Annotated in this window: 15 protein-coding genes; 2 read left to right on the plus strand and 13 right to left on the minus strand. The window is 74.4% G+C overall.

Annotated features, from left to right (window positions below; translation table 11 throughout):
* The 8 genes from I3V78_RS27795 to I3V78_RS27830 all read right to left on the minus strand — a co-directional run bounded on the left by I3V78_RS27795 (position 1) and on the right by I3V78_RS27830 (position 6,018).
* On the minus strand, positions 1-324 hold the full coding sequence (locus tag I3V78_RS27795; RefSeq protein WP_204491784.1) for a Carotenogenesis protein CarS: 324 nt from the start codon (positions 322-324) through the stop codon (positions 1-3).
* Entirely contained in the window at positions 321-980 is a 660-nt protein-coding gene (locus I3V78_RS27800) for a DUF1109 domain-containing protein (protein WP_204491787.1), read from the minus strand. Before I3V78_RS27800 ends, I3V78_RS27795 begins: the two co-directional genes overlap by 4 nt.
* Positions 980-1,495, minus strand: coding sequence for an RNA polymerase sigma factor (locus tag I3V78_RS27805; RefSeq protein ID WP_420840431.1), 516 nt, complete (start codon positions 1,493-1,495; stop codon positions 980-982). The genes I3V78_RS27800 and I3V78_RS27805 overlap by 1 nt, the downstream gene beginning before the upstream one ends.
* 95 nt (positions 1,496-1,590) lie before the next feature.
* Positions 1,591-2,163, minus strand: a complete 573-nt coding sequence (gene nadD / locus I3V78_RS27810; RefSeq protein ID WP_204491792.1) for a nicotinate (nicotinamide) nucleotide adenylyltransferase — start codon at positions 2,161-2,163, stop codon at positions 1,591-1,593.
* Entirely contained in the window at positions 2,160-2,843 is a 684-nt protein-coding gene (locus I3V78_RS27815) for a hypothetical protein (protein WP_204491794.1), read from the minus strand. Before I3V78_RS27815 ends, nadD begins: the two co-directional genes overlap by 4 nt.
* Entirely contained in the window at positions 2,840-4,033 is a 1,194-nt protein-coding gene (locus I3V78_RS27820) for an exo-beta-N-acetylmuramidase NamZ family protein (RefSeq protein ID WP_204491796.1), read from the minus strand. The genes I3V78_RS27815 and I3V78_RS27820 overlap by 4 nt, the downstream gene beginning before the upstream one ends.
* Positions 4,034-4,044: 11 nt before the next feature.
* Positions 4,045-5,256 carry an adenylate/guanylate cyclase domain-containing protein gene (locus tag I3V78_RS27825; RefSeq protein ID WP_204491799.1) on the minus strand — a complete coding sequence of 404 codons (1,212 nt, stop codon included), beginning with the start codon at positions 5,254-5,256 and terminating at the stop codon, positions 4,045-4,047.
* A gap of 60 nt (positions 5,257-5,316) precedes the next feature.
* Positions 5,317-6,018 carry a tetratricopeptide repeat protein gene (locus I3V78_RS27830; RefSeq protein WP_239576657.1) on the minus strand — a complete coding sequence of 234 codons (702 nt, stop codon included), beginning with the start codon at positions 6,016-6,018 and terminating at the stop codon, positions 5,317-5,319.
* 78 nt (positions 6,019-6,096) lie between these two features.
* Between I3V78_RS27830 and I3V78_RS27835 the strand changes: the two genes are divergently transcribed.
* Positions 6,097-8,499: an endonuclease MutS2 gene (locus tag I3V78_RS27835; RefSeq protein WP_204491801.1), complete on the plus strand. Its 2,403-nt coding sequence runs from the start codon at positions 6,097-6,099 to the stop codon at positions 8,497-8,499.
* 71 nt (positions 8,500-8,570) lie between these two features.
* A complete protein-coding gene (locus tag I3V78_RS27840) occupies positions 8,571-8,927 on the plus strand; it encodes a hypothetical protein (protein WP_204491803.1) in 357 nt (118 codons plus the stop codon).
* Between the two features lie 7 nt (positions 8,928-8,934).
* Here the strand turns inward: I3V78_RS27840 and I3V78_RS27845 are convergent, their stop codons facing one another.
* Genes I3V78_RS27845 through I3V78_RS27865 form a run of 5 tightly spaced genes read right to left on the minus strand, consistent with a single transcriptional unit; the run spans position 8,935 to position 16,397 of the window.
* Positions 8,935-10,317, minus strand: coding sequence for an ATP-binding protein (locus I3V78_RS27845; protein ID WP_204491805.1), 1,383 nt, complete (start codon positions 10,315-10,317; stop codon positions 8,935-8,937).
* Entirely contained in the window at positions 10,314-10,994 is a 681-nt protein-coding gene (locus I3V78_RS27850) for a response regulator (RefSeq protein ID WP_204491808.1), read from the minus strand. The genes I3V78_RS27845 and I3V78_RS27850 overlap by 4 nt, the downstream gene beginning before the upstream one ends.
* On the minus strand, positions 10,991-14,092 hold the full coding sequence (locus I3V78_RS27855) for an efflux RND transporter permease subunit (protein ID WP_204491810.1): 3,102 nt from the start codon (positions 14,090-14,092) through the stop codon (positions 10,991-10,993). Before I3V78_RS27855 ends, I3V78_RS27850 begins: the two co-directional genes overlap by 4 nt.
* Positions 14,089-15,177, minus strand: coding sequence for an efflux RND transporter periplasmic adaptor subunit (locus I3V78_RS27860; RefSeq protein WP_204491812.1), 1,089 nt, complete (start codon positions 15,175-15,177; stop codon positions 14,089-14,091). Before I3V78_RS27860 ends, I3V78_RS27855 begins: the two co-directional genes overlap by 4 nt.
* Positions 15,174-16,397, minus strand: coding sequence for a TolC family protein (locus tag I3V78_RS27865; RefSeq protein ID WP_204491814.1), 1,224 nt, complete (start codon positions 16,395-16,397; stop codon positions 15,174-15,176). Before I3V78_RS27865 ends, I3V78_RS27860 begins: the two co-directional genes overlap by 4 nt.
* Between the last annotated feature and the right edge of the window lie 33 nt (positions 16,398-16,430).

The raw sequence follows: 16,430 nt of genomic DNA on the forward strand, positions 1-16,430 counted from the left end.
TCAGGGCGCGAGTTCCAGGCCCCGGAGGTCCTCGTCCGCGGGCTCCAGGGCCATGAACCAGGCCCACTCCGGGGCCCGCTCCAGCTCACTCGCGAAGAAGAGATCCTCGCCCAGGCCCTCCACCCGCACCTGGATGAGGGGGTCCGCCGGGTACTGGGTGCGCGGCTCGTCGTACACGAGCGCCACCACCGTGCCCCGGCGGCCCACGAAGCGCGCGTCCAACGAGCCATCCAGGGTGTCGCCGAGCACGCACACCGGCTCGCCCACGCGCACGGGCGCGCCCTTCACATCCTCGAGGAAGATCAGGCCAGTGTCAGGGTTCATGGGGCGAAGGACCGGGGTGGGAGGAGACGAGCCATGCCGAGCGTCGCGACGGCGGCGAACGCCCAGGCGGACAGGTGGTAGCCCAGGACGTGCCCGGGGCCGAGCGAGCACGCGAGCTCACCCAGGAAGGCGCCCGCGGTGCCCACGGACAGGCCCGCGAGCAAGGCGCGGCGGGGCTGGAAGGCGGCGTTGCGCAAGAGCAGCACCGCCACGACGCCGGGCACCAGGCCCACGCCCACGTGGCTCACCGTGCAGACCCACTCGGGCAGCGTGGTGACGCCGTGGGCCGGGCCCCGGGTGAGCACGAGCGTCGCGGCCGCCCCGCCCGCCCCGCCCAGCGCCGCGAGCGGCAGCCGCCGGAGCCGGGGAGAGAGCGCGCCCCAGGCACACAGCGCGCTCGCGAGCCAGAGCAGCCCGAGCGCGGGAGCGTGTTCCCACACGGTCGTCAGGGACGTGCGGCCCAGGACGCACAGCACCCCCGCCACGGCGAGGGACAGGAGCGTCGGCGCGGCGAAGAGCGCCAGGGCCTCGGTGCGCCAGCTCCGCGTCCGGGGGGCCCGCGCGAGCTCCGCGTGCGCCGCGGCCAGCACCCGCGCCCGCGCGGCCTCCGCGACCGGCACGTCCCGGGTGAACAGTGGATCCAACGGCGTGCCCATCAGAAGTCCCCCACTCCGTCCAACAGGTGCCGCAATTTCTCGTATCCCCGGTGGGCCCGGACCCGCGCCGCGCTCACGCTGATGCCGCGCAGGGTGGCGATCTCCTCGAACGACCAGCCCTCCAGCTTGTGCAGGAGGATGGCCTCGCGCTGATCCTCGGACAGCTGCGCGAGCGCGACCTCCAGGTGCTTGCGCATGCCGGGGTCGCCCACCGCGGGCGGCTCGGAGGACACGGGCTCGGCGGAGGCCTGGCGCGAGTACGCCTCGCGGTGCTGGCGGCGGCGCAGCGCGTCCCGGGCGGCGTTGGCGGCGATCGTCATCAGCCAGGGCGTGAAGCGGGTGCCCCGCGTGTACCGGCCGCGCGAGCGCACGACGGACAGGAACGTCGTCTGCAGCAGGTCCTCCGCGAGTGGCGCGTCGTGCACCATGCGCGTCAGGAAGCCCTGCACACCCCCGGCATGCCGGGTGAAGAGGGCCTCGAAAGCCGTCTGATCACCGTCGCAGAAACGTTCCATGAGCTGTTCGTCCGTCGTGATCCCCATCCCCTGGCTCACGTACGGCCCAGCCCGAAATGCGTTTCAGCGCCCGCTCGCCCGCCCACCGACCGGGCTCAGAAGGCGTACAGGTGGTGCTCCCGGGCGTAGGCGAGCACCACCTGGGGGACGAGGTCCGTGGGCGGCTCGCCCCGAGCCAGGCGCTCGCGGATGTCCGTGGAGGACACCTCGGCCAGGGGCGGCCCCACGGTGCCCGGCGCCGGATAGCCCGCGCGGTAGAGCACCACCACCCGCGCCAGCCGCTGGATGCGCTCGAAGTCCTTCCAGTGCGGCAGGTCCTTGAGGATGTCCGAGCCGATGACGAGCGAGAAGCGGTGGCCGGGGTGGCGCGCCTGGAGGAAGTCCAGGGTGTCCACGGTGCGCCCGTCCTTGCCCACCTCGCGCTCCACCGGGGACGTCTTGAGCCACCCCGCGGCGTCCTCGCACATCCGCTCGCACATGCGCACGCGGTGCTCGAAGGGGGCGCTCACCTTGCCGAAGGGGTGCCGGAAGGTGGGCATGAGCCACACCTCGTCCACCTCCTGGGTGGCGCGCACGTAGTGGGCGGCCATGAGGTGCCCCACGTGCGGCGGATTGAAGGAGCCGCCCAGGAGCGCGACCCGGAGCGACGTCCCCGACGACGGGCTCATTTGGCGGACACCTTCGTGCGCCGCTCCACGGGCAGCACCTCGGGCTCGAGCACGGCCTTGCCATCCAGCCGCCAGGCGGAGAAGCGCAATTCGCGGTCCTCGCGCTCGAGCAGCGCGCACGTCTGCTCCGCGGCGCCCGCCAGCCGCCCCGGGGACAGGAAGAAGCGCGGGCCGATCTGCACGCGCTTGGGCTCGGACTCCCGGCCGTGGAAGAAGAGCGTCGCGTTGATGAGATCGTCGCGCTCCAGGTCGTTCTTGTCGTGCACGGCGCAGCACAGGGTGTCGCCCACCATGTCCAGCACCTTCCGGGGGATGGCGGGGTCGCGGTACTGGAGGCAGTCGCGCTCGGGGGCGCGCAGGAAGCTCTCGCGCACGAGGAGCGGATCGCCCTCGGGGGCCTTGATGGCGGCGAAGCTGCCCGAGAGCGAGCGGGGCCGCGGCTTCTGGTCCGCCACGGCCAGCCACTGGGACACGTCCTGGAGGAAGTCCGCGCCCGAGTACTCGCGCCCGCCCCGGCCGCGCTCGCGCCGATCCAGGATCCACTCGTCCAGGTCGGAGTAGCGCCCGCCCAGGAAGAGGAAGCGCTGGGCCCCCTTGGCCCGCAGCAGTTCATAGGCCGCATCGAAGGCGGCCAGGTCTCCATGGCTGTCGGAGAGAATCCCGATGACGTCTTGGCTCACGGGCCGTGAGCGTACAGCAGGTGGCGCTCGCGTCGCCGGGTGAAGTCCCGCGCCTGGTCCTCGAAGCCTTCCAGCAAACGATCCAGGGGCCAGCCCGCCTCCATGCCCCGGCGCACCTGGTCCGTGCCGCACAGCAGATCGAAGGCGGGCACGTCGTCCACGAACTCGTAGGCGTCCTCGCGCCAGGCGAAGCCCCGCCCCTGCCCCAGCTCGTACAGGGCCTGGAAGATGGCGATTCCCGTGCGCAAGGGCAGGAAGGCGCGCCGGTCCGTCACGTGGATGAAGGCCCCGCTGCACGAGCGGCCCGTGTACTTGTCGAAGGTGGGGGTGAATCCCACCGCGCGAAAGCCCACGCCGGGCAGGCGCTCGCGGGCCAGCCGGGCGAGGAGCGCATCCGAATCCACCCAGGGTGCGCCGAACTGCTCGAAGGGACGGCAGGTGCCGCGGCCCTCGGACACGTTGGTGCCCTCGCCCTGGCACATGCCGGGGTAGACGAGCGCCGTGTCCGCGGTGGGCATGTTCGGCGAGGGCGGCAGGAAGGGCAGCCCCGTGTCGCTCCAGAAGTGCTCGCGGCGCCAGCCCTCCATGGGCACCACCGTCAGGTCACACCCGAAGCCCTGCTCCTCGTTGAAGAGCCGGGCGAGCTCCCCCGCCGTCATGCCGTGGCGGTTGGGCAGGGGGTAGAGCCCCACGAAGGAGCGGTAGCGCTCGCCCACGAGGTTGCCCTCGACGGTGACGCCGTTGAGGGGGTTGGGCCGGTCCAGCACGTAGAAGGGCAGCTTCGCCTGGGCGGCGGCCTTCATGGCCAGGGCCATGGTGTAGACGTAGGTGTAGTAGCGGCTGCCCACGTCCTGGATGTCGAAGACGAGCGCGTCCAGGCCCTCGAGCCACTCGGGGCGCGGCGAGAGCGACTCGAAGGTGGAGCCATAGAGGCTGTACACGGGCACGCCCGTGCGCCGGTCGCGCGCGTCGTCCACCGCGACCATGTACTGGGCCTCGCCGCGGATGCCGTGCTCGGGACCGAAGAGCGCCGCCAGCGTCACGCCGGGGGCGCGCGCGAGCAGGTCCGCCAGGTGCCGGAAGTCCGCGTCCACGCTCGTGGGGTTGACGATGGCCCCCACCCGCTTGCCCGCGAGCGGCGCGAACCCGCGCTCCACCCACACATCCAATCCCGTCTTCACCCGTGTCATCACAGTCCCTCTCACCGTCCGAGCCGCTTGAGCGCGTCTTCCGCCGCGCCGCGTGAATTGCACCCGAAGAGGCCCCGGGAATCCCCCGGCCCCCCCTCCTTGGCGAGCGTCTCCAGGGCGGAGCGCGCCGGGCGCCACTTGAGCGCGCCCAGGGCCTCCGCGGCCTCCACGCGCGCCGTGCACCCCTTGTCTCCGAGCAGCTCCACGAGCCGCGCGGGGGCCTGGGTCTCGCCCGCCTTGGCCGCGGCGGTGTAGTGCCGGATGGCCTCCCGGGGGCGATCCAGGGCCTCCTCGAGCTGGCCGGTCCACCACTCGCGCTCCCCCGGTCCCGCGTCCTGCTCGGCGATGAGCCGGCGGGCCGCCTCCGCCCGCTCCCCCTTCTCGCGGGGCGTCGGGGCCTCGGCGACGAAGGTGATGGCGGAGGCCACCGGCGAGCCGCGCAGCAAGAGCCCGAGCCCCACCACGAGCACCAGCGCCAGCGCCGCGCCGCCCAGGGCGAGCACCCGAGGCGGCAGCGGCCAGGCGCGCGGGGACTTCACCGCGAGCAGGGCCGTGCGGGTGCCGCGCACCAGCCGCTCGGCCACGTGGGACGGGGGCGTCAGGGCCACCTCCGGCACGCGCGAGAGGGCGAGGTTGCCAAAGGGCGGCTGCTCCGGGGACGCCGGGGGCTCCGCGCGGGCCTGCTCCGGGGCCGGCGTCTCCACGCGATAGGGCGCCCGGGGCACCCGAAAGACGCGGATCTTCCCGGGAATGCCCTTGAGCTCGAAGGTGCCCACCTCGCGCGAGGGCACCTCCGCCTTGTTCATCGCGAGGTAGACGGCCTCGGTGAAGAAGACCTCGCCCGCCTCGGCGATGGACTCCACGCGCGCGGCGATGTTGACGGGCTCGCCGAAGACGTCCTGGGACTCCAGCCGCACCTCGCCCACGTTGATGGCCACGCGCACGTCCAGCCGCTCGGCGTCCGGGGCGCTCCGGTTGTAGCTCCAGAGCCTGTCCTGGATGGCCATGCCACTGAGCACCGCCTGGGTGGGCGACTCGAAGGTGACGAGGAACGCGTCCCCGATGGACTTGATGATGCGCCCGCCAAAGGAGCGGAAGATGGGAATGAGCAGATCGCCATGCACCCGCAGCAGGCGCTGGTTCTCCTCCAGGGTCTGCCGGCTGGTGCGCTCGGAGAAGCCCTGGATGTCGGTGAACACGATGGCGAGGTTGGCGGTCTTCAAGGCGGGCGCAGTGTATGCAGCGGCGCCTTTCACGCAATGCGCCAGAGGCCCCTTGTCGCGCTAGCGGCGGGACGGGCGCAAGGGCCGCATCTTCTTGGGGGGGGCGGGCGGCTTGGACTGGGCGCGCACCTCGGCCGCCTGCCGGGCGCGGCCCGTGCGCTCGTAGAGGGCCGCGAGCTGGTTGAGCACCAGCACGTTGCCGGGCTGCTCGGCGCGCAATTGGAGCAGCTCCCGCTCGGCGTCCTCCCGGCGGCCCTGCTGCTCGATGACGTGGATGAGTTGCAGACGCACCTGGACCCACTCCGGCCGCGCGCGGGCGAGCAGCCGGTAGTGCATCTCCGCCTTGAGCCAGTCCCCCGCGGCCGCCCACGCGCCGCCCAGCCGGAAGCGGGCATCCTCGTAGGTCGAGCGCAGGGCCACGGCCCGCTCGTAGGACCGGGCCGCCTGGAACAGCTCGCCCTGCTCTTCCCAGTACAGACCCCACAGGTAGTGCAGCCGGGGGTTGTCCGGCGCACCCGCGGTGGCGACGTCCAGGTGGGTGCGCACCTGCGTGAGGTCTCCCCCCAGCTTGAGCAGCAGCCGGGCGGCTTCCAACCGTGGCAAGGGCTGGGTGGGCCAGGCGCGCAGGACGACCAGGACGCCCTCCAGCGCGCCCTCGCTGTCCCCCTCGGCCTCTCGGGCGAGCGCCGGCGTCAGGTCTCCGGAGACCGGCACGTCCATGGGCGCCGCGAGCGCGCCCGCGACCAGGAGCCAGAGCAGCATGGTTGGCTGATAGCAGAGCGGCAACGGCCCCGACAACCCTACTTCCTCTTGACGGCCGACCGGCCGCGCATGAAACCCATGACCGTGCAGATCGCTCAGAGAACACTCGAAGACCTTGGCTATGCGGAAGTGCTTCGCGCCCTGGCGCACCGCTGTCGGACCGAACCCGGGAGGGAGCGCGCGCTCGCCCGCCCGTTCCTGGGGACCGAGGAGGCGGTGGCCGAGGCGCTCGCGCTCGTCACCGAGTCGCGGCGGCTGGCCCAGGAACAATTCTCCCTGCCGCTCGGCGGCGTGACGGACCTGCGGAGCGCGCTGGAGCTCGCCGCCAAGCACGGCCTCCTGGAGCCCCGCCAGCTCATCGCCGCGGCCCAGCTCCTGTTCGCCTTCGTGCGCACGCGCGAGGCCCTGGAGGAGCGCCAGCACGCGGTGCCCCGGCTCGCGGCCATCTCCAAGCGGCTGCCCCAGCTCGAGGCGCTCGCCACGCGCCTGGATCGCAGCTTCGAGGCGGACGGGGAGATCTCCGACCGGGCCAGCCCCGCGCTGCGCGAGGCGCGCGACCGGGTGCGCGGCCTGCACCGGCGCATCAAGGCCCAGCTGGACGAGCTGCTCCATGACGAGGGCTTCACGCCCAAGCTGCGCGAGAACTACTACACCATCCGCAATGGCCGGTACGTGGTGCCCGTGGTCTCCAACTACCGCGGCGAGGTGCCCGGCATCGTCCACAACGCGAGCCAGACGGGCCAGACGCTGTTCGTGGAGCCCGAGGGCCTCGTCGGCCTGGGCAACGACCTGGCCATCGCCCAGTCGCTGGTGACCGAGGAGGAGCGGCGCATCCTCCAGGAGCTGACCAACCTGCTCGGGCGCGAGTCGGACAAGGCGCTCGAGGGCATCGCGGCGGTGGCGGAGCTGGACGAGGCGGAGGCGGCGGCGGTGCTGGCGGCGGACCTGCGCGCCTCCACGCCCGACTTCTCCGGCGTGGAGGACCTGGCGCTCGTGCGGCTGCGCCACCCGCGGCTCGTGCTGCGCGACGCCGAGGTGGTGCCCAACGACGTGGAGATGAAGGGCGAGGCCCGGGCGCTCGTGGTGTCCGGCCCCAACGCCGGCGGCAAGACGGTGACGCTCACCGCCGTGGGCCTGTGCGCGCTGATGCTGCGCGCGGGTCTACCCATCCCCGCGGGCGAGGGCTCGCGCATGCCGCTGTACCAGACGGTGCACTCCACCGTGGGCGACGCGCAGGACCTGTCCCAGGGCCTGTCCACGTTCAGCGCCCACGTGGTGCGCCTGCGCGACATCTCCCTGTCGGTGACGAAGAACTCGCTCGTGCTCATCGACGAGATCGCCGCCGACACGGACCCGCGCGAGGGCGCCGCCATCGCCATCGCCGTGCTGGAGGAGCTGCTCGGCAAGGGCGCGGTGGTGCTCGTCACCACGCACCTGGAGGAGCTCAAGGCGCTCGCGCACCTGGACCCGCGCTTCCTCAACGCCCGCGTGGGCTTCGATGCCAAGCGCATGGCGCCCACGTACAAGCTGCAGCTGGGCGCGGCCGGTGCGTCGTCGGCCATCGAGGTGGCCGCGCGCATGGGCCTGCCCTCACACATCTGCGAGCGCGCGCGCGACCTGGCGCTCAACGCCGGCGGCGCGCTGGCCAAGGCGCTCACCGCCACCGAGGAGGAGCGCCGCAAGCTCACCGAGGAGCTGGAGCGCGCCAAGGGGGCCGCCGTCGAGGCCGAGCGCCTGCGCAAGGAGCTGGAGGAGCAGAAGGTCCAGTTCGAGCGCGAGCGCAAGGCGCGGCTCATGCGCTTCAACGAGGAGGTGGCCGCCGCGAGCGAGCAGGCCGCGGCCGAGGTGCAGGAGCTGCTCAAGGTGCTCCGGGCCCAGTCCAACGAGAAGGCGGCGAGCGAGGCCCGCTCGCAGCTGCTCCAGCGCATGGACGAAGCCAACCAGCGCGCCAAGGCGGCGCGCGCGGAGCTCTTCCAGGTGGAGGCCCCCGCCCCCGCCGATCTCCGGGTGGGCGCGTGGGCACGGCACTCGGGCCTCAACAAGGACGTGGAGATCCTCGAGCTGCACGGCGAGCAGGCGCTGGTGGCCGCGGGCATCCTGAAGATGCGGGTGCCGGTGAGCGAGCTGTCCGGCACGCGCGGCGGCAAGCCCAAGGAGTCCAAGTTCCCCGATCGCAACAAGCAGGCCCAGCAACTGCAGCGCGCCAAGGCGGCGGCCCCCGAGTCGGTGCCGGCGACGAACTACCGCTGCGACGTGCGCGGCATGCGGGCCGAGGACGCATTGGGCGAGCTGGAGTCCTTCCTCGACCGGGGCATGCGCAGCGGCGAGGAGGCGGCCATCATCATCCACGGCCACGGCACGGGCGCGCTGCGTCAGGCCATCCGCGACTACCTCGCGGCCTCGCCCTACATCCGCATGTTCCGTCCGGGAGAGAACCACGAGGGCGGTGACGGCGTGACGGTGGTCGCCTTCCGGGCGTGAGCCCCATGTCCGAAAACGAGGGATCCAGGCAGAATCGGACGCTTCTCTGTCGCCGAACACAGGAGCGTCCGATGCGGTTCTCCCCTCGAAGTGGGTGGTTGCTGGCGGTGGGTCTCTGCGTGGGCTGTGGGCCCCTGGAGGCGCCGGACGAAGCCGCGGCGGTGGGAACCTCGGGCGAGGCGCTCACCAACGCCTGCCAGGACACGAAGCGCGACTACACGTTCCCGTGCACCACCGTGCGCGTCTACAAGACGGCCACGAGCACCACGGCCATCGACAGCATCCCCTGTGGCGGCGCCTATTGGGTGGCGAACCTCGTGCAGGCCTGTCCCTCCAACGGGCGCTTCCTGGCGGACTACGGCAAGAGCTTCGACTCCACGCCCGAGCGGGGATGGATCGACCGGACCCACCTCGTGGCCGCGCCCTGAGCGCGCGTCAGGACGTTCGCGCCGGTCCCGCCTCGGGCAACTCCAGCACCACCTCGGTGCCCGGGGCCTCGACCGGGACCACCTGAACGCGGCCTCCGTGGCGGTGGGCCACCTCGCGCACCACCGCCAGACCCAGTCCCGTCCCCGCCCCCTTGGGCTCCGCCCGGAAGAAGGGCTGGAAGACGGTGTCCCAGTGCTCGGCGGGAATGCCCGGCCCCCGGTCCCTCACCGACAGCCGCCACCCCGCCCCCGCGTGCGCGAGGCGCACGGAGATCTCCGTGCCCGAGGGCGCGTAGCGCAGCGCGTTCGCCAGGAGGTTGTCCATCGCCTGGCGCACCGAGGCCGCGTGGAACGCGCAAGGCGCCGGCTCCGGGCCCTCCACGGTGATCCACACGCCCCGCCCCTCCGCCTCCGCCCGCGCCGCCGAGGCCGCGTCGTCCACCACCTCGCGCAAGTCTCCCGCGCGCACCTCCCACCCGCCCTGCCCGAAGGACGCCAGGTCCAGCAGGTTGCCCGCCAGCGCGCTCAGCCGCACCACCTCGCGCCGCGTCTCCTCCAGGGACTCGCGCAGCGCCTGGGGGTCCCGCTCCTTCCACAGCGCCAGGTCCAGGCTCGTGCGCATGAGCGCGAGCGGCGTGCGCAGCTCGTGCGCCGCTCGGGCGATGAGGTGCTCCTGGGCCGCGCGCGCCTCGCCCAGCCGCGCCGAGGCCTCGTGCAGCGCGCCCTCCACCTCGGCCACCTCGTCCGCGCCGCGCCGCCCGGCCTCGCGTTCCGTCGGCACGCCCTCGCGCATCCGGCCGATGAGCCCGCGCAACTGCCCGAGCCGCCCCGCGAGCCAGCGCGCCTGCCACGTCTGCAGGGCGAAGAGCCCCACGCCGAGCAGCGCCGCCGCCGCCAGCGTCACCGAGCCGAAGGTGCGCACCGCCGCGTCCTGCTGCGCGAGCGACGCGGTCAGCCGCAGCGTGTACACCCCACCCGTCGGCGCGAGCACCCCCAGCGTGAGCCGGCGGGTGCGCACGCCATCCGCGCCCCGCACCGTCTCGAGCACGGGCTCACCCGGCGGAGGCGTGGCGGGCACCCCGCCGACGCCCTCGTCCCGGTGGGCGGGGTAGACGGCCAGGCGGCGGCCCTCGGGGGAGAAGAGCTCCGCGTCGGGCGCGAAGGGCCGCACCGCGCGCTCCAGCGGCGAGCCGAGCATGTGCAGGTGCGGCTCGCCCCGGGGCCCGTCGAAGAGGCTCACCGACTCCACCGCCGCCTGGGTGAGCAGGGCCCGGTCCACCTCGCGCGCGAGCAGGGCCTCGAAGAAGACGTCCGCGAGCAGCAACGCCACGAGCATGCCCACCATGGGGACGACCGCGCCGAGCAGCCACAACCGTGTCGCCAGCTTCACCCGGGCCCCTCCACCACCAGGCGGAAGCCCACGCCGCGCACCACCTGGATGGACACCGACTCGGCCTGGAGCTTCTTGAGCTTGCCGCGCAGGTAGCCCACGTACACGTCCACGATGTTGGGGGGCCCGTCGAAGGCCTCGCCCCACACCTGGCCGAGCAGCGTGGAGCGCGCGAGCACCTCGCCCCCATGGCTCGCCAGCTCGGAGAAGAGCGTGAACTCGCGCCCGGTGAGCACCTCCTCCCGCTCGCCGTGCCGCAGCACCCGCCGCCGCGCGTCCAGCACCAGCGGGCCCACCGTGCGCGCGAGCCCCTGGGCGTCATCGCGCCGGTGCAGGGCCTCCAGCCGCGCGAGCAGCTCCTCGAAGGCGAAGGGCTTGACGAGGTAGTCGTCCGCCCCGGCGCGCAGGCCCATCACCTTCTCGCCCACGGTGCCGCGCGCGGTGAGCATCATCACCGGGGTGCGCAGGCCCCGCTCCCGCCAGCGCCGCAGCACCGCCAGCCCATCGAGGTCCGGCAGGTTCCAGTCCAGGAGGATGGCGTCGTAGGTGATGGTGAGCGCCTGCTCCAGCGCGTCCTCGCCCCGCCCGCATGCGTCCACCCGGTGGCCCGCCTCGGACAGGCCCCGCAGCAGCAGCCGGGCCATCTTCTCCTCGTCCTCGATGAGCAAGAGCTTCACGCGGGGGCCTCCTCGGCGCGGGGCACGGGGCGCGCGCGGCGGGCGGACAGGGCCGGGTAGAGCGAGGGCAGCAGCACGAGCGTGAGCAGCGTGGAGGTGACGAGCCCCCCCACCACCACCGTGGCCAGGGGCCGCTGCACCTCGGCGCCCACGCCGGTGGCGAGCATCATCGGCACGAAGCCCAGCGCCGCCACCAGCGCCGTCATGAGCACCGGCCGCGAGCGCTCCTGGGCCGCGAGCCGCACCGCGCGCCCCACCGGCACGCCCTCCGCCTCGTGGTGCAGCAGCCGCGCCATGAGCACCACGCCATTGAGCACCGCGATGCCCGACAGCGCGATGAAGCCGATGGCCGCGGAGATGGACACCGGCATGCCCCGCGCGAGCAGCGCCAGCACCCCGCCCACGCACGCGAAGGGCACGTGGGTGAAGATGATGAGCGCGGGGCGCAGCCGCTGGAAGGTGAGCCAGAGCACGAGCACGATGAGCACCAGCACGGCGGGGATGACGAGCGACAGCCGCCGCGTGGCCTCCGTGAGCGTCTCGTATTGGCCGCCCCATTCCAAGCGATACCCCACGGGCAGGCGGAGCGCCGAGCCCACCCTCGCGCGCGCCCGCTCCACCACGGAGCCCAGGTCCGCGCCGCGCACGTTGAAGCCCACCACCAGGCGCCGCTGGCCCTCGTCCCGGTTGACCAGGCCCGGCGTGGACACGAGCTTCACGTCGGCCACGCGCGACAGGGGCACCACGCCTCCGGAGGCCACGGGCAGGGGCAGCTCGGCGAGCGAGAAGGCCCCCTCCGTGCCCGCCAGCCGCAGCACGATGGGCACCCGCACCGCGCCGTCATACGTGGCGCCCACCTCCAGGCCCGTGCGCACCGCCTGGACGGCCTCCAGCACCTCGCGCACGCTCAGGCCCAGCCGCGCCGCGTCCAGGGGCCGGGGCACCACCTCCAGCATGGACACCTCGGGCGGCGCGAGCACCCGCACGTCCGCCGCCCCGGGCTCCTGGGCCACCTGGGCGGCGAGCGCGTCCGCCAGCCGCCGCAGCTCCCCCAGGTCCTCGCCGTACACGCTCAGCGCCACGTCGGTCACCGAGCCGCCCAAGAGCTCGTTGAAGCGCATCTGGATGGGCTGGGTGAAGGCGGGGCCGCTGCCCGGGGCGTCGCGCTCGAGCACGGCCGCCATCTCCCGGATGAGGGCATCGCGGGTGAGCCCGGGCCGCCACTCGGCGCGCGGCTTGAGCCGGATGAACACGTCCGCCTGATCCAACCCCATGATGTCCGTGGCCACCGCGGGGCTGCCCACGCGCGACACCACCTGCGTCACCTCGGGCACGTGCTGCAGCAGCACCGTCTCCAGGACCTGGGCGTCACGCGTGGCCGCCTCCAGGCTGATGTCGCCGGCCCGCGTCGTCTGCACCACCATGTCCCCCTCGTCCAGCTGCGGGGCGAACTCGCTGCCCGCGCGCAGGAACAGGACCGCGCCCACGACGAGCAGCGCCCCCGCCGCGAGCCCCACCGCGCGCGGGTGGCGCACCACGCGCTCGAGCAGGGGCCGGTACCCCCGGTCGAACAGGCGCACGAGCAGGGGCGGATGCGCGGGGACGTCCTGGGGCCGGAGCACGAGGCTCACCGCCGCCGGAATGAAGGTGAGCGAGAGCACGAGCGAAGTGGCCAGGGCCATCATCACCGTGAGCGCCATGGGGCGGAACATCTTGCCGTCCACGCCGCTGAGCGCCAGCACCGGCACGTACACGAGCAGGATGATGAGCACCGAGAAGAACACCGGCCGCGCCACCGAGGCCGTCACCTCGGACACCTTCTCGCGCCAGGAGCCCGGCGCCGCGCGCTCGTGGCCCAGGGCGTGGAAGACGGCCTCCACCATCACCACCGCGCCGTCCACCAGCAGGCCGAAGTCGATGGCCCCCAGGCTCATCAGGTTGCCGGGAATGCCGAGCAGCACCATGCCCACGCTCGCGCCCAGCATGGACAGGGGAATGGCCGAGGCCACCACCAGCCCCGCCCGGAAGCTGCCGAGCAGCAGGAAGAGCACCGACACCACCAGCAGGCCGCCCTCCAGCAGGTTCTTGGCCACCGTGCCGAGCGTGCCGCGCACCAGCTCGCTCCGGTCATACACCTCGTCCAGGCGCACGTCCGGCGGCAGGGCCTCGCGCACCCGGTCCATGCGCCCGTGCAGCGCCGCCATGACGTCCAGCGCGTTGGCGCCCCGCAGCATCTGCACCATCACGTACACCGTCTCGCCCCGGCCATTGGAGGTGGCCGTGCCGATGCGCGGCAGCGCCCCGGGGACGATCTCCGCCACGTCCGCCAGCCGCACCGCGTGCCCGTCCGGGCCCGGCACCACCGCGCCGCCCAGCTCGCTCGGGCCCGGAGGACGCGCCACCGCGCGCACCAGCACCTGCCGGTCCCCCGCCCCCAGGCTCGCCCCCGGCACGCTGCCCGAGGTGTCCACCAGCGCCCCGCGCAGCCGCTCCAGCGTCAGCCCGCGCTGGGCCAGCTTCACCGCGTCCGCGCGCACCTCCAGCGTGCGCTGCTGGCCGCCCCAGCTGTTCACCTCCACCACCCCGGGCACCGCGCGGAGCAGCGGCGCCACGCGCCACTCGGCAAGCTCCAACAGCTCCGCCGACGTGCGCCCCGAGGCGTTGAGCGTGAAGTGGAAGATCTCCCCCAGGCCGCCCGTGAGCGGGCCGAGCTGGGGCGCCTCCACTCCCGGCGGCAGTCCGTCCGCGAGCCCCGCCAGGCGCTCCTGCACCCACTGGCGCGCGCGCATCGGCTCCACGTCGTCCTCGAACACGGCCGTCACCGAGGAGATGCCGTAGCGCGACAGGCTGCGGTGCGTCTCCAGGCCGGGAATGCCCCCGAGCGCCGTCTCCACGGGCCGCGTCACCAGGCGCTCCACCTCCTCGGGCGTCATCCCCGGGGCGCGCGTGAGGACGAGCACCTGGTTGGTGGTGATGTCCGGCAGCGCGTCCAACTCCATGCGCACCGTCAGCACCGCCGCGAGCAGCGCGAACAGGCCCGTGAGGCCCAGGGTCCACGTGCGGTGCCGCACCGAGGCCCGCACCAGTTGGGTGATCATGAGCCCTCCCCCACCCCCGCGGGCAGCAGCCGCGCCGCGTCCGCCGCCACCTCGTCCGTCTCCGCGAGGGCGCCGTCCACCAGCGCGTCCGCGCCGGACTGGCCGAGCACCCGCACCCGCTCGCGCCGGTACCCCTCCCCCTCGCGCACGAGCACCGACACCACGTCGCCCTCCAGCACCAGCGCGCGCGCGGGCACCACCTTCACCCGGGGCAGCCCGTCCGCCCCCACCCGCACGGTGCCCTGGAGCCCCGAGGGCAGCGCCCGGGCGGGCTCGGGCTCGAACCACGCCGCCGTGGTGCCATCCCGCCCGTCCACCGAGGGGGCGCGATCCACCAGCCGCACCGGCAGCGGCGCCTGACCCGGCACGAGGAACTCGAGGGAGGCCTCGGCGGGAAAGGCGCGCGACAGGCGGGCCTCGATGCGCGCGGGGCCCTCGCCGGAGATGCGCACGAGCGGCGCCGAGCCCGTCTCCCGCGACTCGCCCAGCACCGCGTCCACCGCCGTGACGAGCCCCTCCACCGGGCTGCGCAGGGGCACCGTGCCCCGCTGCGCCACCCCGGCCGCCTCCGCGCCCTCGACGCCCGCGGCCTTGAGCAGGGCCCGCGCGCTCTGCTGCTGCGCCCGGGCCTCGGCCAGCTGGGCCTGGGCCTCGGTCAGCTCGAACACCCGCGCCATGCCCTGGGCCTGGAGCGCCTCCAACTGGGTGGCGCGGCGCTGCCAGGCCTCGCGGCGCAGCGTGGCGGCCTCGTAGTCCCCGGCGGCCCGCACCACCTCGGGCATGAGCAGCTCCACGAGCACCTCGCCCTTGCGCACCCGTTGGCCGGGCCGCACCGCGATGCGCGCGACATTGCCCCGGAAGGGCAGCCCGAGCGCCGCGGCGCCCTCGGGATGGGGCAGCACGTGGGCGGGCGCCTCGGTGAGCGGCAGGCCATGGGGGGCGCGGGGGTGGACCCAGGCCGTGCGGGCGCTGGAGCGCGCGGTGGCCGCGGGGGGCGGCGTCGGAGCCGGGGCGGGGGCTGGCGCGGAGCACCCCGGGCCCGTGCCCAACAGGAGGAGGACGGCGAGCGACACGGGACGGCTCATGGGGGGGAGACTCCGGAGAGGGCGTCGAGGAAGAAGCGGGCCCGGACCCGGGCCAGGGACGCGGCGGCCTGGGCCTGGCCCTGACGGACGCGGGCGCTGGCCAGGGCGCGGCGGGCCCACACCACCTCGGGCACGGTGGACTCGCCGGATTGGAAGAGGAACTCGCGCAGCCGCGCCGCCTCCTCGGTGGCGGGCAAGAGCTGGCCCTGGAGCGTGTCGAGCCCCTCGCGCGCGTGCACCACCTCGTGGAAGGCGAGCGCCAGCGCGGCCCCGGCCGACCGCCCCGCCTCGCGCGCCTCGCCCTCCTGCCGCGTGGCGCTGGCGAGCTGGCTCGCGCGCTCGCGGCCTCCGCGCTCGAACAGGGGCGGCGTCCAGGTGAGCGTGAGGGCCCCGCCCGTGGCGCCGTCGAACTCCCGCAGGCCGGCGACGCCCACCTGCAACCAGTGGCCCCGGGACGCGCGCTGCTCGGCGGCCCGCGCCCGCTCCGCCTCGGCCCCCAGGGCGAGGGCCACCACCTCGGGCAGCCGCGCCGCCTGCTCCACGAGGCCGTCCCAGGTGCTGTCCGGGGGCAGCCCCACCTCGGGCAGCGCGCCCCCGGCCTGGAGCCGACGCGTGGGCGACTCGCCCAGCACCTGGCTCAGCCCCACCCGGCGCTCGGCCACCCGCCCCTCGGCGTCCAGCGCCGCGAGCCGGGCCTCGGCGAGGTAGGCGGAGGCCTCGGCGCCCTCCAGGGCCGTGGCGGCCCCCAGCGCCCGCGCGCCCTCCACGGCCGCGTGGAAGGACGTGGCCAGGGTCACCTCCAGGGCGCTCTGCCGCTCGGCCTGCTCGGCGGCCCACAAGAGCAGCCAGGCCTCGGCGATGGCGAGCCGGCGCGCGAGCAGCACCGCCCGCGCCTCGGCCTCCAGCACCGTGGCCTCCGCGTCGAGCGCCCGCGTGCGCGCGGGCACCTGGCCCGAGAGGTTGAAGCCCTGGCTGACGCCCAGGCGCAGGTCGGCGCCCCGCTGGGCCTCCAGTTGGCGGTAGCCGGGCTCCAGGACGACCTGGGGGTTGAGGACGAGGGCGGACAGGTGGGCCCGCTCGGCGCGTTGGACCTCCACGGCGCGCGCGGCCCCCTCCGCCCCCGGCGTCCTCCCGGCGAGTGCCACGGCCTGGGCGAAGGTCATCGGGGTGACCTCCACCGGCGCGGCGGCCAGGGCGAGTGCGGCGAGCAAGACGAACATGCCGCCCACCCTATGGGCGGTGCGGCGGGCCTG

This window comes from Archangium primigenium (assembly GCF_016904885.1).
Taxonomy (GTDB): Bacteria; Myxococcota; Myxococcia; order Myxococcales; family Myxococcaceae; genus Cystobacter; species Cystobacter primigenius.